This window comes from Azospirillum sp. A23 (assembly GCF_042938965.1).
In the GTDB taxonomy this organism is placed as follows: Bacteria; Pseudomonadota; Alphaproteobacteria; order Azospirillales; family Azospirillaceae; genus Azospirillum; species Azospirillum melinis.
In genome coordinates this window covers 2,517,813-2,540,518 of sequence record NZ_CP170667.1, presented here as the reverse complement: position 1 = coordinate 2,540,518, position 22,706 = coordinate 2,517,813, and the positions used below count along the sequence as shown (strand labels likewise).

Genomic DNA, 22,706 nt, shown 5'->3' with positions numbered 1-22,706 from the left:
TTCCTGTCTGGACCGCTGTGGACGGACGCTTACAGCGCCGAGTCGACCCATTGGAACAGCGCACCCTTGGGCAGGGCGCCGATCTTGGTGGCGGCGACGCTGCCGCCCTTGAACAGCATCAGCGTCGGGATGCCGCGCACGCCGTACTTGGTCGGGGTGTCGGGGTTCTCGTCGATGTTCAGCTTGGCGACGGTGACCTTGCCGTCATACTCGCCGGCCAGCTCGTCGAGCGCCGGGGCGATCATCTTGCAGGGGCCGCACCATTCCGCCCAGAAATCGACCAGGACCGGGCCGTCGGCCTTCAGGACGTCCTGCTCGAAGCTGTCGTCGGTAACCTTGATGGTGGTGCTCATGTGACCTCGTGCTGGATTCGGAAGCGCCGCGGACCGGTTGTGGAAGGCCGGCGGCCATCGCCCCGTCAGTGGAATTGAGCAAAATGTAGGGCGGAGGCGCCCGGCCGGTCAAGTCACCCCATCTTTCGGGTGAGCCGCCGGCCGTTCCTCACCCCACCCTGGGCGCCAGTCCGGCGGCGGCCGCGTCCATCACCGAGGGCGGCAGCTCCATGGTGTAGGGACCGTCGGTCCACAGCAGCACGCAGCGCACCCGCCGCCCCGGATAGACGGCGCGCAGGGCCTCGCGGTAGGCCGCCATCTGGCGCCGGTAAACCATTGGAACGTCTTCCAGATCCCGCGGCGGCGGCCGGTTGGTCTTGTAGTCGACGATCCACACCGTATCCCCGGTCAGCGCCAGCCGGTCGATGCGGCCGGCCAGCGCCCGGCTGCCGTCGCCGAGCGCCACCAATCCTACCAGCGGCACCTCCGCCCGCGAGCCGGGGCCGAACAGATGCGCGAACTCCGCATGGCTCAGCACCGCCAGCGTCTCCCGCGCGATGGCGTCCTGCTGCTCCGGCGTCAGCTTGTGCGCCGGGCGGGCCAGGAAGCGGCGGCAGGCGGCCTCCCGCGCCGCCTCGGCCAGGTTGGGCAGGGTCTGCAACAGCCGGTGGACCAGCAGGCCGCGGCGGAAGCGCTGGCCGTCGTCGTTGCCGAGCGGCGAGCGCACCGCCGGCTCCTCGCCGTCCGGCCGCGACGGGGTCAGCGGGCGCGACGGCTCCGGCTCGCCCGGCGGCGGTTCGCCGATCCAGGGCGGCGGCGGCTCGGCGGCGGCACTCTCCTCCGTCTCGACATGGCGCGGCACCACGGCGGTCTGGGCGCCGACCAGCCGCCAGCCCTCTCCCGCCCAGCCGTCGGGGCAGAGGCCGGTGAAGTCGAAGGGGTGCTGCACGCTATTGTCGCGCATCGCCTCCTCGACCAGCCGGTACCAGCAATCGTCGGACGGCTCGCGCTTGCCCTGGTGGCCGCAGATGTAGAGCCGGTCCTCCGCCCGCGTCAGCGCGACATAGAGCAGCCGGCGGTATTCCTGGTCGCGCCGCCGGTTGGCCCGCGCCCGCGCCTCGGCGCACAGCCCGTCCTCCTGGCTGCGCCGGGCGGCGAACAGCGGCACCGGGCAGTCGTCGTCCGGCCACAGGATCGGCGGGCTCTGGGTCGGGCTGCCCAGCGTGTCGGGCAGGAAGACGATGGGCGCCTGCAACCCCTTGGAGCCGTGGACCGTCATGATCCGCACGGTGCCGCCGCCCTGCTCCAGCTCGCGCTTGATCTCGGCATCGCTGGCCGCCAGCCAGGCGAGGAAATTCTGCAAGGACGGCGGCTCGGTCTTCTCGAAGGCGAGGCAGACGGCCAGGAACTCCTCCAGCGGATCCTGGGCGTCGGGGCCGAGCCTTTTCAGGATCGCGCGCCGCCCCGACCGTTCGTCGGCCGGGCAGGGCCGGTTCAGCAGGCCGGCGAACAGCTCGTAGGGGGCCGAGAAGTCGGTGCGCGCCAGCAGGTCGCCGAGATAGCGCCGGGCCGGGCGGAAGTCGGGCTCCGTCTCCGCCAGCGCCACCAGCGAGCGCCACAGCGTGCCGCGCCGGCCATGGGCGACGCGGAACAGCTCCTCCTCGGTCAGCCCGATCAGCGGACCCTTCAGCACGGTGGCGAGCGTCAGATCGTCGTCGGGCAGCAGCAGGAAGTCGGACAGCGCCACCAGATCCATGACGGCGAGCTGCTCGGTCAGCACCATGCGGTCGACGCCGGCCACCGGCACGCCGCGGTCCTTCAGCGCGCGGACCAGTTCGGTGACGAAGGCGGTGCGGCGGCGGACCAGCACCATCACGTCGCCGGGCCGCACCGGCCGGCCTTTGGCCTCCAGCGTCTCGCCGCCGTCGATCCAGCGATGCACCGTCGCCGCGATGACCGAGGCGAGGCGGGCCGACGGCGAGTCGGCGGTCTCGCGCGCCACCGGCGGTGCCCAGGCCGGCGTCTCGACGGCCTCGGCCGGCTTCACCGGCGGCCACAGCTCGACCAGCCCGGCCTGCCCGCGGCGGAAGGCGCGGTGGCGGATGGTCGGGCTGGCGTCCGACGCCACGCCGTCGCGGGCATGGTCGAGCGCGAAGACGGCGTCCACCGTCTCCAGCACCGCCGAGGTGGAGCGGAAGGAGATGTCGAGGTCGACCCCCGCCCATGTCCGTTGCGCCGACTCCGCCTTGTCCTGGAAATGGCGGCGCATGCGGGCGAATTCGGCCGGATCGGCGCGCTGGAAGCTGAAGATCGACTGCTTCTCGTCGCCCACCGCGAAGACGGTGCGGATCTTGCCGTCGGGGGCGGCGGCCTCCAGCTCGACGAAGAACTCGCCGGCCAGCGAGGCGACGATGGCCCACTGGTCGGGGTTGGTGTCCTGCGCCTCGTCGATCAGGATATGGTCCAGGCCGCCGTCCAGCTTGTACAGCACCCAGGGCACCCGCGGCGTGCCGTCCTTGCCGCTCAAGAGCCGGTTGGCCGCCAGGATCAAATCGTCGTAATCCAGCAGGGCGCGGGCCGCCTTGCGCTCGCGGTAGGCTTCCAGCATCGCCTGCGCCAGCGTCAGCAGCGCGGTGGTCGAGGCGGCGACCCCGGCGGCCTTCACCCGCTCCGAAATCTCCACCAGCCGCTCCGCCTCCTTTTGCAGGGACAAGAGCGCCTGCGGGTAGGCGGTGGCCGGCTTCTTGGTCATCAGCGTCTTGCGCGGGCTGCCCTCGGCGGTCAGGAACAGGCGCCTGTAGGCGTCGAAGGCGCGCACCCGGCGGTCGGCGGCGTCCAGCCAATGCTGGATGGCGATGCCGCGCTCCTGGTCGCTGGCGCTGCCGCCCGATAATGCCCGGCAGGCCTCGCGCAGGGCCGGCGGCTCGCACTGGTCGTCATGGCAGGCATGGGTGAGGATCGTTTCCTCGGTCACGCCGGGCGGCACCTTCAGCGTGTCGTGGATGGCGTCGATCAACCCGTCCAGCCCGTGGAAGCGCTCGAACAGCTTCTCCACCTGCCCGCGCTGGCTCGCCAGTTCGGCCAGCAGGTCGGCGAAATCCTCCGCATTCAGGTCGCCGGTCAGCCGGCCCATGGCACGGCCGAGCGGGCTGTCCGGCTCGGTCCGGCCGGCATGCAGCACGGCGTCGCGCGCCTCGGTCAGCAACCCGTCGGCGGTGCGGTCGTCCATCACGTCGAAATGCGGCGCGAGCTCGGCTTCCAGCGGGAAGCGGCGCAGCAGCGACTGGCAGAAGGCGTGGATGGTCTGGATCTTCATGCCGCCGGGGCAATCCACCACCTGGGCGAACAGCCGCCTTGCGTTCAGCCGCGCCTCCATCGACGGCCGCTCGCCGCACAGGTCGGCCAGCCGGTCCTCCAGCGCGTCGTCGGGCAGGGTGGCCCACAGGCCGAGCGTCCGGTTGATGCGGATCGCCATCTCCGCCGCGGCGGCCTTGGTGAAGGTGAGGCAAAGGATGCGCGCCGGCGGCGTGCCCGACAGCATCAGCCGCAGCACCCGGTCGGTCAGCACCTTGGTCTTGCCGGACCCGGCCGAGGCCCCGACCCAGACCGACGCCGTCGGATCGGACGCCCGCCGCTGCGCCACATTGGGATCGAGCGGCAGGGTGCGGGTGGGCAGATCGGTCATGGTCATGGGCGGTGCTTCCGGTGCCGGGGCAGGAACTCATCCCCTCTCCCCCCCGGGGAGAGGGTTAGGGTGAGGGGGATGCACCGCAGGATTTCCTCAAAGTTCATGCCCCCCATCACTCTCCCTCCCCGCCGCCCGCCGACCATTCCTGGACGCGGGCGAGATGGGCGTAGTCGGTGTAGCGCGGCGCCATCGCCGGGCGCGGGCGGGAGCGGTATGGGGTGTCCGGGTCGTCGAACTGCGCGATCAGCGCTTCCAGCCCGGCCCGCGCCTCCTCGCCCAACTGGGCGGGGTCGCCCTTCACCGGCTTTTCCTCGCCGGCCGGGTCGCCGCCGGACAGGCGCCAGAAGGTCAGCTCGGCCACGTCGCCCTTGTCCACCCCGCTGAACCCGCCGGCCGCGGCGATGGCGGCCTCCAGCGGCAGCTGCGGGGCGAAGCCAAGCTCGATCTCCCGCGCGCTCGGCGGGGTGCCGGTCTTGTAGTCGATCACCACCAGCCCGTCGGGACCGCGGTCGATGCGGTCGGCCTTGGCGGTCAGGGCGAAGGGACCGCCGGGGCCGGACAGTTCCAGCCGGCCCGGCACCTCGGTCGCCAGCGGACGCAGGCGGGGCCGGCGCTCGCGCTCCAGATCGACGAACCAGCCGGCCACCCGCTCGAAGCGCGGCCACCAGAAGGCCCAGACGTCGGGATGGCTGCGCAGCAGCGGCCCGAAACGCTCGCGCCCCAGCGCGATCAGCCGGTCGAGCGCATCGTGCGGCAGCGGGCCGGGATATTCGCGGACGAAGGCGTCGAGCGTGTCGTGGATGATCTGCCCGCGGTCCGACGCCCCCGGATCGGCGGCGATGGGGTCGAGCGCGCGCAGCCGCAAGGCATGGCGGGCATAGATGGCGTAGGGATCGCGCATCCAGGTCTCGATCTCCGTCACCGACAGCTTGCGCGGCCGGGCGGTCAGCGGCGGGCGCGGCTCCGGCGCCGACACCGGCTGCACGCGGTCCGGCTCGTCCAGCCCGCGCGCCCAGCCGAGCCAGCAGGCCCCGCGCTCCTCGATCACGCCGTCCAGATCCAGCGCCTTCAGCACCGTCTCCAGCCGCAGCAGCCAGCGCGACGGCACGGTCGGCGTGCCCTCCACCCGCGCCGCACGGGTCAGCACCACCTCCGGCGCGCCGCAGGCATGGGCGAAGTCGTGGGCCGACATGCCGACCAGCCGTTCCGGGCTGGGCAGGCCGAAATCGCGCCGCATCGGCCGCGACATCCAGGGATCGGCGGATGCCGCCGGCGGCCAGGTTCCCTCGTTCAGTCCGCCCAGAATGGTCAGGTCGAGATGCTGGAGGCGCGCCTCCATCGGGCCCAGGATGAACAGGCGCGGATGCAGGCCATAGCGGGGACGCACCGCGCGCGCGCTCATCAGCGCATCGAGCAGCGCCGGGTAATCCTTGGCCGGGATCGCCGGGAAGCCGTCCGCCGCATCCAGCAGGTCGTGGACAAAGCGCGCCGCCTCCTCGCCGTCGTCCTGGCGCCACAGCCGCTCCGCCCCGGTCAACTCGTCGTCGGCGGCCAGCGATTCGCAGAAGGCGACATGGGCGCGCACGAGGTCGGCCAGCGGCGTCTCATTGTTCAGCGCCTCAAGGAAGGGAGCGGCGCGCTGGCCGATGTCGACCAGCCATGCGCGCAGGAACTCCTGCTGTTCCTCATGGTCGAAGCGCTCGGCCTGCTCCAGCGCGGCGAGCACGCCGTCGAACCCCTCCGCCGGGCGGGGGCCGCGTAGCACGACGCGCTCCAGCGCACGGGCGGCGGCGCGGAAATCTCCTGAGTCGCGGCCGCCCGCCGCCATCGGATGCTTGGCGAGCGCCAGCAGGGCCAGCGGATGGACGCGGCTCGCCGCCAGTTCCGCCGTCAGCCGCAGATAGGTGCCGACCGCGGTGTGGGCGAGCGGCTGGCCGCCGGAGTCGTTGACCAGGATGCCCCAGCGCGCCAGCGCCATGGCGACCCGGCGGCCCAGGTTGCGGTCGGGGGTGATGAGGGCGGCGGTCCTGGTCGGTGTTTCCAGCGCATGGCGCATCAGCAGCGCGATGACCTGCGCCTCCTCCTCCGAGGTGGTGGCGTCGATGCGGGTCAGCCCGTCCAGCGCCGCGGCGTCCACCCCGGACAGTTCGCGCCAGCCCTCGGTGGTCGCCGCCGGGCGCATCGCCTCGGCGATCAGGCGGGCGCGGGCGCCGCGCGGCTCCGGCGCGTCGGTCCAGGGCAGCACCTCGTGCCGCTCCACCTCCAGCAGGCGGATCAACTGCGACAGCCCGTGCTGCGGGTGGGATTCATCCTCGGCGATGGCGTCCCAGATCGCGTCGTCGGCCCCGGTGTCGAGGCCGGGCAGCACCACCGCCCCGTGCGGCAGCCGGGCGATGACCGCCAGCAGTTCCGTCGTCGCGACGATGGAGCCGGTGGAGCCGGCGGCGATCACCATGCCCGGCGGCGGGGCCGCCTGCCACAATGCCGCCTGCGTCTCCAGCGCCAGATTGCGGCGCTTGGCCGGGTCGGTCTGGCCGCCCGACTCGAGGATGGCGGGCCACACCTCGGTGATGATGCGCAGGAATTTCAGCGTGACCTGCCAGTGCTCGGCATAATCCTCCGGCACCAGCGACTCCAGCTTCTCGAAGCCGGCGCGCTCGGTCCACACCGCGTCGATCAGCCGGCCCAGGTCGGCACCCAGCCGCACCGCCTGTGCCGTGGTCGCCGACAGCCCGTCGGCTCCCAGGATCAGCCGCGCCAGCGTCATCTGCCGGTTGAGCGGAGAGATCGCTTCCGGCAGGTCGAGCGGGACGTCGGGCAGCTCCTCCTCGGTCAGGCTGAGGTCGCCGGCATCCAGCTCGCCCAGCGGCGCCATCCGCGGCAGCAGCGTCGGCTGCCCACCCGACTGCCGCAGGAAGGCCGCCTGCAACGCCCGGCAGGCGCGCCGGGTCGGCAGCAGCACGGTGACGCCGGCCAGAGCCAACGGGTCGCCGCCCACCCGCTCCATGATCCCGGCCGCCAGCATGTCGACGAAGGGCGCGCCCGCGGGGATGCTGTAGACTTTGGGGAGGGTCATGAGCCTGCGATCAAATCCAGGGATGGGCTACTTGCGATTGAGTATGGCGCGGCTTGAGTATAGCGCGGCCCGGCTCTCAATGCGCCACCGCCCGCACGCCGCCGATGGACAGCAGATCCTCGGCTTCCCGCAGCCCGGCCGGCGTGCCGATGTGGAACCACAGCCCGTCATGGGCAAGGCCGAACAGCCGGCCCGCCGCCTGTGCGCGGTCCCAGATCAGGTTGGTGGAAAAGGCGCCGTCCGGCGTGTCGACCGCGAACAGCTCCGGCTTGACGATCTGCACCCCGGCATAGACGAAGGGCGCCAGTTCGCGCTCGGCCCGGCGGGTCAGGCCGCCCAGCGGGTCCATGTGATAATCGCCCAGCCCGTCATAGCCGACCGATTTGGTCGTCGCCATCAGCAGGAGCAGCGCGTCCATTTCATCCGGGTTCCAGTGCGCGGCCAGCCGGCGCAGGGCCGGCACCGGCCCGTCGAGCCAGAAGATGTCGGCATTCACCGTATAGACCGGCGCCGTGCCGAGATGGGGCAGGGCCTTCTTCACCCCGCCGCCGGTCTCCAGCAGCGTGTCCTCCGGCGACAGGGTGATCGTTGGCGCCGTCCGGTCCTTCAGGTGGTCGCCGATCATCGCGCCGAGATAATGGCTGTTGACCACCGCGCGGCCGACGCCGGCCTCGGCCAGCCGGTCGAGCGCATGGTCCAGCATCGGCTTGCCCAGCACCGGGATCAGCGGCTTCGGCCTGTGGTTGGTCAGCGGGCGCATGCGCAGGCCCTGGCCGGCGGCCAGCACCATGGCTGTATCGGGAATGGTCACGGTCATCTCAGATCGTCTCCGGAACGACGAAGGCGGCGCGGGCATCGGGCGGCAGATGGCGGTCGAACCAGGCGGCGACCGGCCCAAGCTCCGGCTTCGCCAGTTGCGCCTCCAGCAGGCGCCAGACCCGCGGCAGATGGACAAGATAGGACCGCCGCCCCTGGCCCAGCGCCAGACGGACGAAGATGGCGACGATCCGCGTGTGGCGGACCGCCCCCAGCACCGCCATGGCGCGGCGGAAGGCGGCGGCATCGGTACCGGGGAAGGCGGCGAGATAGCGGGCGACCATCGCCTCGGCCAGAGCGGGCGCCACGTCGCGCCGCGCATCCTCCAGCAGGGAGACGAGGTCGTAGGCCCGCGGCCCCCAGCCGGCGCTCTGGAAGTCGATCAGCCCGGCCGCCTTCGCCCCCGGCCGGTCCAGCCGCATCAAATTGTCGACATGGTAGTCGCGCAGCAGAAGCGACGGCGCCCCGGCGCAGACCGGCTCCAGCACCGCGCGCCAGGCCGTATCGAAATCGGAACGATCCCGCTCGCTCAAGGGGTGCCCCAGCACCACCGGCATATAGGCGTCGAGGAACAGCCGGGTCTGGGTGATGAACAGGTCCGGGTCGTAGACCGGTAGGGCGAGACGTTGCGCCGCCCCCTCCGGCCAGCCACGGTGGATCGCGATCAGCGCATCGGTCGCCATTTCATAGAGCGGCTGCGGATCGGCACCAGCGGCGAGCAGGCGCGTGAATGTTTCGCTTCCGAAATCATCCTGGATCGCCAGACCGCGCTCCACATCCGCGGCCAGCACGGCTGGAACCGACAGCCCGATGGCGGCCAACTCGGCGCCGATGGCGATGAAGGGGACGAGATCCTCGGCTGGGGCGGGCGTGTCGACCAGGATCAGCGTGCCGCCACCGGCCTTGCGGAGGCGCTCGTACCGCCTTGCGGAGGCATCGCCGGCCAGCGGCTGCCGCACCGCATCGGACAGGCCGTTGGCGGCCAGGAAGGCGGCGATCTCGGCTTGCCGCGCGGAAGAAACGGCAGCGATCAAGGGGGTCATCGCAGCGTCCAGTCGGCGGCGGCCACCCGCGCCGCCAGCGCGCCATGGCCGGTCAGCGTGGCGCGGCGGGCGTCCGGACCGTCATGCTCCATCGTCACCTCCACCCGGTCGGGCGGCAGCAGCGGGCCCAGCCGGTCCGGCCATTCCACCAGCGCCACCGCCTCGGCCCGCGCATCGTCCCAGCCCAACTCATACACCTCGTCCGGCCCCGACAGGCGGTAGAGGTCGAAATGCCAGACCGGGCCGATGGCGGTGTCGTAGGTCTGCACCAGGGTGAAGGTGGGGGACGGCACCTCGGCGTCCTCATGGGTGACGCTGCGGATCAAGGCGCGCGACAGCGCGCTCTTGCCGGCGCCGAGGTCGCCGCGCAGGGCCACGAGGTCGCCCGGCCGCAGGAGGACGCCCAGCCGGCGGCCCAGCGCCGCGGTGGCGGCCTCGTCGGGCAGGGGGAGAGTGACGGTGTGGAGGGGAGTGTCCGGCATGGCGCGGATACTGTGCGAAGCCGCCGCCCGCCCGCAAGCCGGAAAGAAGAGTGGGTGGCAGGCGGGCTTAGCGGCCGATCCGCCGCTTGGGCGACAGCCGGTCGGACCCCGGTGCCGGCCCGTCCGCTCCGGCGGTGACCACCAGCCGCGGCGCCTTGTTGAAGTTCATGGTGATCATCAGCGTCAGCGCGCCGTTGATCAGGTGCAGCATCTTGTCGGACGCCACCGGCAGGGGGATGCGCCGGCCCATGCAGTAGCCGACCAGCGCCGCCGTCACCTCGGCTTCGGGCAGCCCCAGCTCGGTCACCGCACCGTTGTCGTCGGTGATGGTCAGACGGGTTTCGATGCCATCCGGCTCCGACCCTTCGGGACGGTGGTAGGCGACCTTGGAGACGGTGCCGACCGGCAGCGTGTCCTTCACCCGGCGCCGGCGATCCAGCACGGCCCGCACGACCTCCTGGTCGGTGAAGACCAGACAGCGAAGTTCCTTCATTCCGGGCCTCCACCCGACTGGCGTGCGGACCAGCGTCCGGGTTGACGATCCCGGCCATCCGCCGCACCTCTCCACTGTCGGCCTTGCACCCTCCGGTGCGCAATCGACAAATTTAAGCGAATTTATGCAAAATTGTAAAACCTCAGGCCTTCCCGCCCCCAGGGCGAAACCCTGGGTCGGCCCCTCTTGCGGCACAGCACCGCCTTTCCCTTGCTGGGGGTTGACCCGGCCGGCAAATGCGGACAATGGAAGGGGTCGCCCTCCCCGTCCCATCTTCCCTCTCCCATCCACACTCCCGGCACCCGTCTCAAGGAATTGGCTTTCATGTCGCAGACCGCTTCCAGCAACGATGTCCTCACCACCGATGTCGTCATCGTCGGCGCCGGCCCCGTCGGGCTGTTCGCCGTGTTCGAATGCGGCATGCTGAAGATGCGCTGCCATGTGGTGGACGCGCTGGACATGGTCGGCGGCCAGTGCACGGCGCTCTACCCGGAAAAGCCGATCTACGACATCCCGGCCCACCCCTCGATCGAGGCGGCCGACCTGATCGACCGGCTGGCGGAGCAGGCCGCCCCCTTCTCGCCCACCTATCACCTGGGCCAGCAGGTGGAAAAGCTGACCCGCCAGGACAGCGGGCGCTGGCTGGTGGAGACCAGCATCGGCACGAAGATCGACACCCAGGCGGTCGTCATCGCCGCCGGCAGCGGCGCCTTCGGCCCCAACCGCCCGCCGCTCGACGGGCTGGAGGCCTATGAGGGCAAGTCGGTCTTCTACATGGTGCGCCGCCGCCAGGACTTCGCCGGCAAGAAGGTGGTGATCGCCGGCGGCGGCGACAGCGCCGTCGACTGGGCCATCTCGCTGGCCGACGTGGCGGAGCGCGTCTATGTCGTCCACCGCCGTCCGAAGTTCCGCGCCGCGCCCGAAAGCGTAGCCCGCATGGAAGCGCTGGTGCGCGAGGGGCGGGTCGAGATGGTGGTGCCCTATCAGCTGTCCGGCCTGGACGGCGCGGAAGGCCGGCTGACCGCCGTGCGCGTCGCCACGCTGGACGGCGAGGAAAAGGCGCTGCCGGCCGACGCCCTGCTGGCCTTCTTCGGCCTGTCGATGAATCTCGGCCCCATCGCCGACTGGGGGCTGGATCTGGAGCGCAGCCACATCGCGGTGGCCCAGCCCGGCTGCGGCACCAACGTGCCGGGCGTCTTCGCCATCGGCGACATCGCCACCTATCCGGGCAAGCTGAAGCTGATCCTCTGCGGCTTCGCCGAAGCGGCCCAGGCCGCCCACGCCATCCGCCCGCTGGTCTATCCGGGCGAGGCGCTGCATTTCGAATATTCCACCTCGAAGGGCGTGCCGGGCGCTGCGTGAGAAAGCCGGCGGGGCGGAGCCTACCCGGCCCTCACCCCGCCCTCACCCCGTTCGCCGGCGCCCGCACCGGCATGATGCAGCGGACATGGACGCTGCGGTAGCCGGGGCCGCCGGTCTCGTCCAGCTCCAGCCGGCCGCCATGCAGCTCCACCACGTTGCGGGCCAGCGAAACGCCGAGCGCCGCGGCTCCCTGCGGGTCGGCATCGGGCGGGGCGGCGCCGCTGACCGACAGGGTGATGCTGCCGTTCAGCCGCTCGCCGGCAAGGCGGATGCGGCGGTCGGGCGGCGGGTTGCGGATGGCGCCCACCACCAGGGTGAACAGCGCCTGCTTCAGCCGCTTGCCGTCGCCCTCCATCTCGCCCAGCGCGTCCGGCGCCACCACCTCCAGCCGCAGCCCCTCGCGCCGCGCCCATTCGCGGGTCAGGCCGGCCACCGAGTCGAGCAGGTCGGGCAGGCTGATCGCCCCGCGCTCCAGCGTGGTGACGCCGGCGCCCAGGCTGGTCAGGTCGACCACGTCGTCGATCAGTTCCAGCAGGCGCTGGCCGGCGGCCAGCATGCTGCGGACATACTCCATCTGCCGGGCGTTCAGCTCGCCGAAATACTGGTTCGCCAGCACCTCGGCGAAGCCGATGATGCCGTTCAGCGGCGTGCGCAGATGGTGGGAGACGTTGGCGATGAACTCGCTCTTCAGCTGGTCGGCGGCCTCCAGCGCGGCGTTGGAGGCGCGCAGCGCCGTCTCCAGCCGGGCGCCGTCGGTGACGTCGAGATAGCTGTTCAGCACCGCCCCGTCGGGCAGCGGCAGGGTGGAGAACTCCACCACCGACCCGTCGCTGCGCTCCACCCGGCCGGAGCGGACGCTGCGCTCCAGCGTGGCGCCGATCAGCTCCTCCTTCACCGCCTCCCAGGTGGCGGCCTCGCCCGGCCTGTCGGCGCTCTTGTCCGCCCCCCTGTCAACCGACGCGACCTCCAGCAGCGGGCGCATGCGCTCGATGACGTCGGCGATGTGCGGTTCGCCATGCAGGTCGCAGTCCTCCAGATCCCAGATGCGGGCGAAGGCCGGGTTGGACAGCTTCAGCCGGCCGTCGCCGCCGAACACGGCGATGCCCTCCGCCAGATTGTCCAGCGTCTCCTGCTGCACCGCCATCAGGGTGTTGTAGGAGGATTCCAGCGCCAGCGTGTTGGTCACGTCCTCCAGGATGGTGATCAGCCCGCCCTGCGGATGCGGGGCCGCCAGATGGCGCAGCGTGGTGCCGTCCGGCAGGTGCAGCATCTCCTCCACCGGCTCGACCAGATGGGTGTAGCGGGTCAGCCGCTCGCGCTTGAAGGTCTGGTAGTCGGCATATTCCGGCAGGCGGCGGCGGGCGCGCAGTTCCTCCAGCAGCTCGGCGTTGGTCGGCTCGGTGCGCAGCCACGTCTCGTCTAGGTCCCACAGCCGGGCATAGGCCTGGTTGAAGAAGGTCAGCCGGGTGTCGGGGCCGAAGATGGCGATGGCGGTGCCCAGCCGCTCCAGCACCTCGGCATGGGCGGTCAGGTGGCGGTCCAGCTCGCCGCGCAGCTCCTCCAGCGGCGTGAGGTCGAGGGCGTAGCCGACCGCCAGCGTGCCGCCGCCGTCGGTCAGCGGCAGCGGCGCCTCGGTCACCTCCAGCAGGCGGCGCTCGGTGCCGATCACCACGGGGGCGCGGTCGGACTGGGCGAAGCCCCCGCTGCGCGCCCGTTCGGCCAGCGCCCGGCCGGTGGCGGTCAGCTCCCGCCCCTCCGCCACCACCGTTTCGGGATCGCCGTCCACGGCGCGGGCATAGGCGCGGTTGCACCAGGACAGCCGTAACGAGCGGTCGCGCATCCACACCGGCAGCGGCAGCGCATCGGCCATCGCCTGCAAATCGGCAAGGCGGGAGCGCGCCGCCCCGGCCGCCTGTTCCTGGCGCTGCGTGGCATCCTTGGCGGCGTCGCGGGCGACGGTCACATCCTCGATCCACACCACGTCGCAGTGGGTGTCGCCCGCCCGTCCGCGCCGGCCGGTCAGCAACAGCCGCCGCCCGTCGGGGGCCACCGCCTCGCAGCGGAAGGGCTCGCCGTCGCGGCGCAGCCGGGCCAGGGCGGGGCCGAGGTCGGGTGCCGTCAGGGTATCGGCGAATGAAGCGCAATCGGAAATGCCCAGCAGGGCCGCCGCCTCGTCGGACAGAAGGCCCTCGCCCCGGTCGGTCCAGGCGCACCAGGGCTGCGGGGCTGCGGCCAGCATCGCCCGCCAGCGGTCGCGGTCTGTGGCGGCGTGATCGGCTTGGCGCCGGGGTTCCTTGTTCCAAAAGAAGCCAGCGAGACCGACCACGCTCTTCACCCCCGGGACTGCCGGCGCTTGGTGACTGCCCGGCTGAATCTGTCAAAATGATTCAAGATGCGCAGAGTAGTTCAGCCCTTTCCCACCGACAAGCGACACCCGTCACCCTTGCGTCTTTTCGGATTGCCGTTCCCGCCCAGGTAGATTTCGCTCCGACACGTCCGGTCACGCCATGCTCTCTTCCGGGCTGGGCACCGTCTCTTTCGTGTGGCGCAGGGCGCAAATCGCCTTTTCGACCTCGGGAAAGGCCGCAGCCATGGCCTGGGCATGGCGGTCCATGTCGGTCTCACGCCCCTCGACGACGGCGCGTTCGAGCGCCGTGCAGGCGGCGGCCAGCGCCTTCGCCCCGGCGGTCCGCGCCGCCCCGGCAGCCGAGTGGGCGGCGGCCCGCGCCTCCTCGCGGTCGCCGGCGTCGAGCGCCTGCCGCACCCGCTCCAGCGTCGGGCGCGTCGTCTCGATGAAGAAATCCATCATGTCGAGCGTGCCGTCATCCAGGCCGTTCTCCGCCGTGCAGCCGAAGGTTTCGCGCACATGGTCGAGGTCGAGAACCGGAAGTGCCTCCTCCGCGGCGGCCAGAGCCGATGCCGGTGCCTCCGCCGGTGGGGGGCGGGCCTCCAGCCAGCGGCCCAGCACCTGGGACAGCTGCGCCAGCGTCACCGGCTTGGCGAGGTAGTCGTCCATCCCGGCGGCCAGACAGCGCTCCATCTCGCCGGACAGGGCATTGGCGGTCATGGCGACGATGGAGGTGCGCCGCCGCCCGTCCCGCTCCTCCGCCCGGATGCGGCGGGCCAGCTCATAGCCGTCCATCACCGGCATGTGGCAGTCGGTGACGATCAACCGGTGCCGGCCGACGCGCCAGGCCGCCAGCGCCTGCTCGCCGTCGGCCGCCAGTTCCGCCGCATAGCCCAGCCGGCGCAGCTGGCGCAGCACGACCTGCTGGTTGGTCGGATGGTCCTCCGCCACCAGGATGGGGCCGTGGCCGGCGGTGTCCGCCGGTCCGGGCGCTGCGGCACCGGGATCGGCACCGCGTGCCGGCGGCTGGCCGGCCGGCTCCACGCCGGCGGCATCCGGCGCCGTGCGGCCGGTCAGCGTGGCCGCGGCGCGGATCAGGGCGGCGCGGTGGACCGGCTGCACCAGCCCGGCCGCCGACCCTGAAACGGTGTGGGGAGAGGCGACCGCCCCGCCGCCTGCCGTGCCGCCGCCTGCCGCCCCACCGCCCGTTATCCGCCCGTCGCCGAGCAGGAGCCGCGGCAATCCCGGAGCGCAGGCGCCAACCAGCGGGTCCAGCCGGCCGGCCAGCGCCGTCGTCGTCACCAGCAGCCCGAAGCCGCCCCGCCCCAGCTTCGATGCCGCATCGGCCACCGAGGAGGAAATCGTCACCGTCGCCCCGCCCTGCTCCAGATAGCAGGCCAGCACCGCGCGCTGCACCTCGTCCTCGTCGGCGACGAGGACCGGCAGGCCGTCCAGCGGTGCCGGGGGCAGGGGCGATGACAGGGGCTCCGGCGCACGCGGCAATTCCACCGTGAACCAGAAGGTGGATCCAGCACCGGGCACCGAAGTGACGCCGATCCGCCCGCCCATCCGCTCGATCAGCCGGGTGCAGATCGCCAGCCCCAGCCCGGTGCCGCCGAACCGGCGGGTGGTGGAGCTGTCGGCCTGGCTGAAGGGCTGGAACAGCCGGGCCTGCCCCTCCGGCCCGATGCCGATCCCGGTGTCCTCCACCGCCACATGCAGGCGGACATGGTCCGGCCGGGCCGGATTGGCGTTGACGGGGGCGTCGTTGTCCAGGGCCGCGGTGCCGACGCGCAGCACCACCCGGCCGCGGTCGGTGAACTTGATGGCGTTGCCGGTCAGGTTGAACAGGATCTGGCGCAGCCGGCCGGAATCGCCGCGCAGCCGGTCCGGCACCGACCGGTCGATGGCGCAGATCAGCGCCAGCCCCTTTTGGTGGGCCTGGGGCGCCAGCAGGTCGGACACCCCCTCCACCAGATCGGCCGGGCGCAGCTCCAGCTCCTCCAGCTCCAGCTTCCCCGCCTCGATCTTCGACAGGTCCAGGATGTCGTCGATGATCCGCAGCAAGGCCGCCCCGCTGTCGCGCATGGTCGAGACCAGCGTACGCTGCTCCTCGTCCAGCGGGGTCAGGGCCATCAGCTCCAGCATGCCCAGGACGCCGTTCATCGGCGTACGGATCTCGTGGCTCATCGTCGCCAGGAATTCCGCCTTGGACCGGGCGGCGATCTCCGCCTGCTCCTTGGCGCTGCGCAGCGCCTCCTCCGCCTGCTTGCGCGCGGTGATGTCGTAGCTCCAGGCCAGCACCGCCGGCTCGCCCTCGAAGCTGGTGCGCTGGAGCGTCTGCAAGGCCCAGACCCGGCTGCCGTCGGGGCGGTCGACCGCCACCTCGGCATCGCGCACCAGCACGCCGCCGCTCTCCGCCTCCCAGTCCTGGCCGGTTCCGCCCCGGCTGATGCTGGCTCCGGGCAGGGCCAGCGCGTGGCGGCTGCCGACGAAATCCTCCAGCGGCCGGCCGGCCAGCTCGGCGGCGCGGGCGTTGGCGAAGGCGACGGTGCCGTCGGCACGGCCGATGGAGACGCCGACCGGGCTCTGTTCCAGGATGGTGCGCAGCCGGCGCTCGCCGTCGGCCAGCGCGCTTTCCCGGGCGCGGATGGTGGTGACGAAATAGGACAGCGCGCGCGCCATCTCGCCGATCTCGTCCCGGCTGCCGGACGGGGTGGCGGCCGGCAGATCCAGATCGGACAGCGGATCGGGTATCGAGCCCGGTGCCAGGCCCGGAGTCAGGCCCGGCATTCCGGCCGGCCCGGCCGTCTCCACCGCCTGCATGGCGCTGCGCAGGCGGCGCAGCCGCGCCACCACATTGCGGTGAATGTAGGCGAAGATGGCGGCGGCGCCCAGGATCGACAGCACGGCCATGGCGATCACCGCCCGCTCGCCGTCGCGGATCACCCGCTCGAACTCGCCGGACCGATGGGCGACATCCTGCTCCACCGCCAGGAAATAGTCGGAGACGATGCCGACCAGCTGGTCGGAGACCGCCTGGTTGCGCGCGGCCGACCGCTTGATCGACCGGTGCAGCGACAGCTCCGCCTCGCGCAGGGAGAACAGGGGCGAGCGGCCGAACGCCTGCTCCACCAGTTCGCGCTGCAACGGTTCCAGCCGGGCGGCCTGTTCGGCCGGCAGCAGGGCCAGCGCCTCCGCGGCATTGTCCAGCGCGGTGCGGGTGTCGGCCTGGAGACGGTCCAACTGGCTGTCGCGGTCGGCGCGCAGCGCCGCCAGCAGCGTGGTCGCCGCGCCGGTCAGCTCGCGGCGCCAGCGTTCCAGCGCCTCGCGGCTGCGCTCCGCCGCCTCGGCATCGGGCAAGCCGGCCCGCAACTCCATGGTCCAGGCGCCTTCGGCCTCCTGCGACTCGGCGGCGCCCAGCCGGCCGGTCAGGGTGGCCAGCGCCTGGGCGCGGGTGCTGGTCTCGGTGGTCAGGGCCAGCTGTTGCCGGACCTGGGAGTTCAGGGTCAGCAGCGTGCCGACCAGCTCGTTCTTGCGGCGGTCCAGCTCGCCCAAATCTGCCCTGTTGCCGTCGGGCCTGCCGCCGGGCTGATCGGCGAAGCGCACGGCGCCGCCATGGGCGATCAGCCGGGCCATCAACTGCTCCAGCCGGACGATCTGGTCGCCCATCCGTGCCATCACCGCTTCGCGCGCGGTCTGGTCCTGGGCGGCGACCAGGGCGGGGGCGATGGCGGCGACGGCGCCGCTCTGCTGCACCAGCTGGGCGGCGGCGACCAGCCCCGGCACCTTGGCGGTGGCGATCTGCTCGTACCCTTGGTGGAAGCGGGAGAACAGCGAGACGGCGACGACGCTGGTCGCCGCGGCCAGCCCGCCGATGACCGTCAACCCCGCCAGGATGCGGAACGCCACGCTCCGCCCCAGATTGAGCCTCAGGCTCCGCCCCAGGTTCAGCCGGGGACCCCGCATGCCCACCCCCTCGCCCGCTGCCGACCTACCCCCATCGGCCTGGCGATCATGCCATAGAAAGCGGGGGAGGGGTGGGGCGAAGTCAGGGACGGGTTTCCAGTCGGTTCAGGCGACGCCGGTAGACCCGAAGCCGCCGGCACCCCGCGCGGTCTCGTCCAGCGAGGCGACCTCGACCAGCACCGCCTGGGGCGCCTCGGCGATCACCGCCTGGGCGATGCGGTCGCCGCGGGCGATGGCGAAGGGCTCCTCGCCCAGATTGATCAGGCAGACGCCGACCGGCCCGCGATAGTCGCAATCGACGGTGCCCGGCGTGTTCAGCACGGTGACGCCGTTCTTCACCGCCAGCCCGGAACGCGGCCTGATCTGCATCTCCCACCCCGCCGGCAGCCCGACGGCGAAACCGGTCGGCACCAGCACCCGCTTGCCGGGCTCCAGCGTGACGGGGCCGTCCGCCGGCACCGCGGCGCGCAGGTCGAAGCCGGCGGCGCCATCGGTCGCGTAGGAGGGCAGCGGCAGGTCGTCGTTGCCGGGCAGGCGGAGGAAGGCGACGGTGGGCGACAGGGTGGAAGACATGGAACGGTTCCTCGTGTTCGGATGGCGGGACGGGCGCCGGGTAGACGCTACTTCGCCTTGAAATCCTTGGTGAAGTGTTCCGCCACCGCCTCGGCCAGCCGGGCGGCGACGGCGTCCTTGGCCATGGTGGGCCAGGACGCGACCCCGTCGGCACGGATCAGGTGGACGGTGTTGTCACTACCGCCGAAGGTGCCGGTGCCAGGGGAGACGTCGTTGGCGACGATCCAGTCGCAGCCCTTGCGGGCGCGTTTGGCGGTGGCATAGGCCAGCACGTCGCCGGTCTCCGCCGCGAAACCGACGACCAGGGCCGGGCGGCGGTCGCCGGGGCGGGACAGGGTGGCGAGGATGTCGGGGTTCTCGGTCAGCGCCAGGGCCGGCGGGCCGCCGCCGTCCTTCTTCAGCTTGCGGTCGCCGGCGCCGTCGACGCGCCAGTCCGCCACCGCGGCGGCGCAGACGGCGATGTCGGCCGGCAAGGCGGCCTCGCAGGCCGCCAGCATCTCGCGCGCCGTCTCGATATGGACGACGCTGCATCCGGCCGGGTCGGGCAGGCGGGTCGGGCCGCTGACCAGCGTCACCGCCGCCCCCAGCTTCGCCAGCGCCGCGGCGATGGCGTGCCCCTGCTTGCCCGACGAGCGGTTGGCGATGTAGCGCACCGGGTCGATCGGCTCGTGGGTCGGGCCGCTGGTGACGATGGCGCGGCGTCCGGACAAAGGCCTATGGGCATCCTGCGCGAAGATGCCGGCGATGGCGTCGACGATCTCCATCGGCTCGGCCATGCGGCCCGGACCGAATTCATTGCAGGCCATCACCCCGTCGTTGGGGCCGACGCGCAGCACGCCGCGGCTTTCCAGCAGCGCCATGTTGGCCTGGGTCGCGGCATGCTGCCACATGCGGACATTCATGGCGGGGGCGACCAGCACCGGCTTGTCGGTGGCCAGCAGCACGGTGGCGGCCAGATCGTCGGCCATGCCGGCGGCCATCCGCGCCAGCAGGTTGGCGGTGGCCGGCGCCACCACCAGCAGGTCGGCCTCGCGCGACAGGCGGATGTGGCCCATCTCCGACTCGTCGGTCAGCGACCACAGGTCGCGGTAGACGGTATCCTCGGTCAGCGCCTGTACCGACAACGGGGTGACGAAGCGGGCGCCGGCCTCGGTCAGCACCGCGCGCACCGTCACGCCGCGCTCGCGCAGGCGGCGGATCAGCTCCAGGCTCTTGTAGGCGGCGATGCCGCCGGCGATGACCAGCAGAACGCGCTTGCCGGCCAGAATGGCGTGATCGGCCATGCGAACCCCCTCTTTCCGGCGCCCATTTCCCGACGCCTCATGCCCGCTGCTGATAGTTCATCGCGCCGCCCCCGGCAAGCGGCGGGGCCGCGACAGATTCGGTCCGGCGGAGATTTCGATCCGTTCGTGGCCGCACGCATGCGCGTAGGGGTGGGATTTTCAGAATTATCTGTTAGACAATAGGAGTCGTCCCGTCCCTACCTTCGCGTGTCGCACACAGCATGCCGCCAGGTTCCATCCCCGTCCTGCTGATCGAAGACACGCCCTCGCTGGCCCGTGTCTACGCGGAATACCTGAAAAAGGAATCCCACACCGTCATCTCGGTGGAAACCGGGGCCGACGCGCTGGCGCAGCTGAACGACGGCGCGCCGATGGTGGTTCTGCTGGATTTGCAGCTGCCGGACATGAACGGGATGGAGGTGCTGAAACGCATCGACGCCCAGGCGTTGCCCTGCGCCGTCATCGTCATCACCGCCCACGGGTCGGTGAAGGCGGCGGTCGAGGCGATGCGCTACGGCGCCTACGATTTCCTGGTGAAGCCCTTCTCCGCCGACCGGCTGGTGGTGACGGTCCGCAACGCGATGGAGCGGCTGCGGCTGGCCCAGCTGGTCGACACCTTCGAGAAGGACCTGAACCGCGCCCGCTACCACGGCTTCATCGGCTCGTCGCTGGCGATGCAGGCGGTCTACCGCATCGTCGACAGCGCCGCGTCGTCGCGCGCCACCGTCTTCATCACCGGCGAATCCGGCACCGGCAAGGAGGTCTGCGCCGAGGCGATCCACCGCCAGAGCCAGCGCGCGTCCCGCCCTTTCATCGCCATCAACTGCGGCGCCATCCCGAAGGATCTCATGGAAAGCGAGATCTTCGGCCATGTGAAGGGCAGCTTCACCGGGGCGGTGTCCGACCGCGAGGGTGCGGCGGCGCGCGCCGACGGCGGCACCCTGTTCCTGGACGAGATCTGCGAGCTGGCGCCCGATCTCCAGACCAAGCTGCTGCGCTTCATCCAGACCGGCACCTTCACGCCCGTGGGCGGCTCGAAGCTGGAGAAGGTCGACCTGCGCATCGTCTGCGCCACCAACCGCGATCCGCTGCGCGAGGTGGAGGAGGGGCGGTTCCGCGAGGACCTCTATTACCGCCTGCACGTCATCCCCATCCATCTGCCGCCGCTGCGCGAGCGCGAGGACGACGTGCTGGAGATCGCCCGCCACTATCTGGCGGAGTTCGCCAAGGAGGAGAAGAAGGGCTTCACCCGCTTCTCGCCCCAGACCGAACATGCGCTGCGCCACTACCACTGGCCGGGCAACGTCCGCCAATTGCAGAATGTCGTGCGCATCGTCGCGGTCCTGCATGACGGCGACACCGTGACGCCCGAGATGCTGCCGTCGCCTCTCGGCACGCCGCAGCCGTTGCAGGTCCTGGCCGCCGCCGCGCCGGCCGGCGGCGCCGCAGCCCCGCGGCCCCATGTCCCGCTCTCCCCCGACGCCATCAAGCCGCTGTGGGAGGTCGAGAAGGATGCCATCGAGGACGCCATCGCGGCCTGTGACGGCAACATTCCGCGCGCCGCCGCCCTGTTGCAGATCAGCGCCTCCACGATCTACCGCAAGCGTCTGGCTTGGCAGGCCGAGGGGAAGCTGTAGCCACGTCCGGCGACCGGATCGACGCGTCAGACCTGCTTCGACCTAACCCTTTATTTCGGCAAGAAAATCCGCCTCATGCCCGGAATCCGCCAAGAAACGGGCTAATACCCTTCGACAAAGCTCCGTCGCCTTGGTCGTAATTCCACTCCGGATTTGGCCGTCGTTAGTCCTATGCCGTGAGATGGAATTGCCCGCAACCACAGCATGCGGCTAGCCTCCCCGCACAATGTCTTGGTTCCGCTTGCCCGGCAGGCCTCACGGCGCGGCCGATGCCGGCGATCTTGGACCCAGCCGTTTTGCCAAAGACTTGTCTCGCAGTGACTAAGGGGGAGGCCCATGACCAACGGTACCGTAAAATGGTTCAACACCAGCAAAGGTTACGGCTTCATCGCGCCGGAGGCCGGTTCGAAGGACGTGTTCGTGCACATCACCGCGGTTCAGCGTTCCGGCCTGCATGCCCTGTCGGAGGGCCAGCGTGTCCAGTTCGAGGTCGCCCGCGGCGACAACGGCAAGGACTCCGCCGTGAACATCAGCGTCGTCGAGTGACGGACCCGCGCTGAGTCGGACCGGATACAGTCAGACCGGATACCCGGCGGCGCGGTAGGCCGCGATGGCATCCCCGGCCAGCCGGGGAATCTCGCCGCGCAGCCTTTCCACCGTGTCCGCCGACCCGTCCCCATCGCTTGTCCCGGACCTTTCCCGCTCCGCCGGGGATGCCCGGCACGCCATCTCCAGCGCGCGGGCGGCGCTGCACAGGGTGCTGGCGCCGAAGGTCCCGGCGGTGCTTTTCAGCGTGTGCGCCTCGCGCGTCAGGACGGCGCGGTCGGTCTCCCCGGCGATGCGCGCCACCCGTTCGCGGGTTTCCTCCACGAACTGCCGCAGCACGTCGGTCAGCAACTCCGCATCCAGATCCTGCGCCAGCTGGGCCAGCACCTCGCGGTCCAGCACCTCGCCCGCCGCCGCCGGTGCCGCCGCCGCGCAGAGGCCGAAGCCGGCCGACATGTCCGGCGACGCCGAGGCCCGCCATTCCGAGGCCCGCAGCCATTTCTCCACCGTCTCCAGCAACTGCGCCCGGTCGACCGGCTTGGCGACATGGTCGTTCATGCCGGCATTCTGGCAGCGGACGCGGTCGGCCTCGTCGGTGTCGGCGGTCATGGCCACCACCGGCACCCGGCCGGCCGGCCCCGGCAGCTCGCGCAGCAGGCGGGTGGCGGTCAGCCCGTCCATCTCCGGCATCGACAGGTCCATCAGGATCAGGTCGTAGCCGCCGGCCTGCGCCGCCATCACCGCCTCCAGCCCGTTGCCGGCGGTGTCGGCGCGGTGTCCGGCCTGCGCCAGGATGGCGGTGACCAGCATCTGGTTCAGCGGACTGTCCTCCACCACCAGAATCCGGCAGGGTGCCGGCTGACCGTCCGTGGGGAGAAGCGACGGCGGCGTCCGCTCAGTCATCGCAAGCATGCTCCGCAATGAGGAAGGTGCCAGTGTATAGGGCGCGGCCTTGCCGCTGCAAAGCCCCGCTCCATGTATGCGGACGGGTGGTATTCACGGAGATCCGCCGTCCGGCGCTTCAAATCGGCGCGTCCGGCCGGTATGGTGTCGCGCTTG

Annotated in this window: 15 protein-coding genes; 3 read left to right on the top strand and 12 right to left on the bottom strand. The window is 71.5% G+C overall.

What is annotated here, in order from left to right; all coding sequences use genetic code 11:
* Positions 1–29 precede the first annotated feature (29 nt).
* The 7 genes from trxA to ABNQ40_RS29400 all read right to left on the bottom strand — a co-directional run bounded on the left by trxA (position 30) and on the right by ABNQ40_RS29400 (position 9,930).
* Entirely contained in the window at positions 30–353 is a 324-nt protein-coding gene (gene trxA, locus ABNQ40_RS29430; RefSeq protein WP_098740783.1) for a thioredoxin TrxA, read from the bottom strand.
* 148 nt (positions 354–501) lie between these two features.
* On the bottom strand, positions 502–4,023 hold the full coding sequence (addA, locus tag ABNQ40_RS29425) for a double-strand break repair helicase AddA (protein WP_109490498.1): 3,522 nt from the start codon (positions 4,021–4,023) through the stop codon (positions 502–504).
* Positions 4,024–4,132: 109 nt separating this feature from the next.
* Positions 4,133–7,096 carry a double-strand break repair protein AddB gene (gene addB / locus ABNQ40_RS29420; protein ID WP_109490499.1) on the bottom strand — a complete coding sequence of 988 codons (2,964 nt, stop codon included), beginning with the start codon at positions 7,094–7,096 and terminating at the stop codon, positions 4,133–4,135.
* Between the two features lie 76 nt (positions 7,097–7,172).
* Entirely contained in the window at positions 7,173–7,913 is a 741-nt protein-coding gene (locus ABNQ40_RS29415; protein ID WP_109490500.1) for a nucleotidyltransferase family protein, read from the bottom strand.
* A 1-nt stretch (position 7,914) separates the two neighbouring features.
* Positions 7,915–8,955: an aminoglycoside phosphotransferase family protein gene (locus ABNQ40_RS29410; RefSeq protein WP_247880129.1), complete on the bottom strand. Its 1,041-nt coding sequence runs from the start codon at positions 8,953–8,955 to the stop codon at positions 7,915–7,917.
* Positions 8,952–9,437 carry a tRNA (adenosine(37)-N6)-threonylcarbamoyltransferase complex ATPase subunit type 1 TsaE gene (gene tsaE, locus ABNQ40_RS29405; RefSeq protein WP_109490501.1) on the bottom strand — a complete coding sequence of 162 codons (486 nt, stop codon included), beginning with the start codon at positions 9,435–9,437 and terminating at the stop codon, positions 8,952–8,954. Before tsaE ends, ABNQ40_RS29410 begins: the two co-directional genes overlap by 4 nt.
* A gap of 67 nt (positions 9,438–9,504) precedes the next feature.
* On the bottom strand, positions 9,505–9,930 hold the full coding sequence (locus tag ABNQ40_RS29400) for a hypothetical protein (RefSeq protein WP_109490502.1): 426 nt from the start codon (positions 9,928–9,930) through the stop codon (positions 9,505–9,507).
* 324 nt (positions 9,931–10,254) lie between these two features.
* Between ABNQ40_RS29400 and ABNQ40_RS29395 the strand changes: the two genes are divergently transcribed.
* A complete protein-coding gene (locus ABNQ40_RS29395) occupies positions 10,255–11,292 on the top strand; it encodes an NAD(P)/FAD-dependent oxidoreductase (RefSeq protein WP_109490503.1) in 1,038 nt (345 codons plus the stop codon).
* 31 nt (positions 11,293–11,323) lie between these two features.
* Here the strand turns inward: ABNQ40_RS29395 and ABNQ40_RS29390 are convergent, their stop codons facing one another.
* The 4 genes from ABNQ40_RS29390 to coaBC all read right to left on the bottom strand — a co-directional run bounded on the left by ABNQ40_RS29390 (position 11,324) and on the right by coaBC (position 19,464).
* The gene (locus ABNQ40_RS29390) at positions 11,324–13,618 is read right to left on the bottom strand and encodes a PAS domain-containing sensor histidine kinase (RefSeq protein WP_247880130.1); all 2,295 of its coding nucleotides are present in this window, start codon (positions 13,616–13,618) and stop codon (positions 11,324–11,326) included.
* Between the two features lie 174 nt (positions 13,619–13,792).
* Positions 13,793–17,608, bottom strand: a complete 3,816-nt coding sequence (locus ABNQ40_RS29385; protein WP_109490505.1) for an ATP-binding protein — start codon at positions 17,606–17,608, stop codon at positions 13,793–13,795.
* Positions 17,609–17,713: 105 nt separating this feature from the next.
* Entirely contained in the window at positions 17,714–18,181 is a 468-nt protein-coding gene (dut, locus tag ABNQ40_RS29380) for a dUTP diphosphatase (RefSeq protein WP_109490506.1), read from the bottom strand.
* A gap of 47 nt (positions 18,182–18,228) precedes the next feature.
* A complete protein-coding gene (gene coaBC / locus ABNQ40_RS29375) occupies positions 18,229–19,464 on the bottom strand; it encodes a bifunctional phosphopantothenoylcysteine decarboxylase/phosphopantothenate--cysteine ligase CoaBC (protein WP_109490507.1) in 1,236 nt (411 codons plus the stop codon).
* A 221-nt stretch (positions 19,465–19,685) separates the two neighbouring features.
* On the opposite strand from coaBC, the gene ABNQ40_RS29370 reads away from it, so the two are divergent.
* Entirely contained in the window at positions 19,686–21,101 is a 1,416-nt protein-coding gene (locus ABNQ40_RS29370) for a sigma-54 dependent transcriptional regulator (RefSeq protein ID WP_109490508.1), read from the top strand.
* Positions 21,102–21,437: 336 nt separating this feature from the next.
* Positions 21,438–21,647 (top strand): cold-shock protein, encoded by a 210-nt coding sequence (locus ABNQ40_RS29365; RefSeq protein WP_098740770.1) that lies wholly within the window; start codon positions 21,438–21,440, stop codon positions 21,645–21,647.
* 30 nt (positions 21,648–21,677) lie between these two features.
* Here ABNQ40_RS29365 and ABNQ40_RS29360 read toward each other — a convergent pair whose 3' ends face one another.
* Positions 21,678–22,550 (bottom strand): response regulator, encoded by an 873-nt coding sequence (locus ABNQ40_RS29360; RefSeq protein ID WP_109490509.1) that lies wholly within the window; start codon positions 22,548–22,550, stop codon positions 21,678–21,680.
* Positions 22,551–22,706 lie beyond the last annotated feature (156 nt).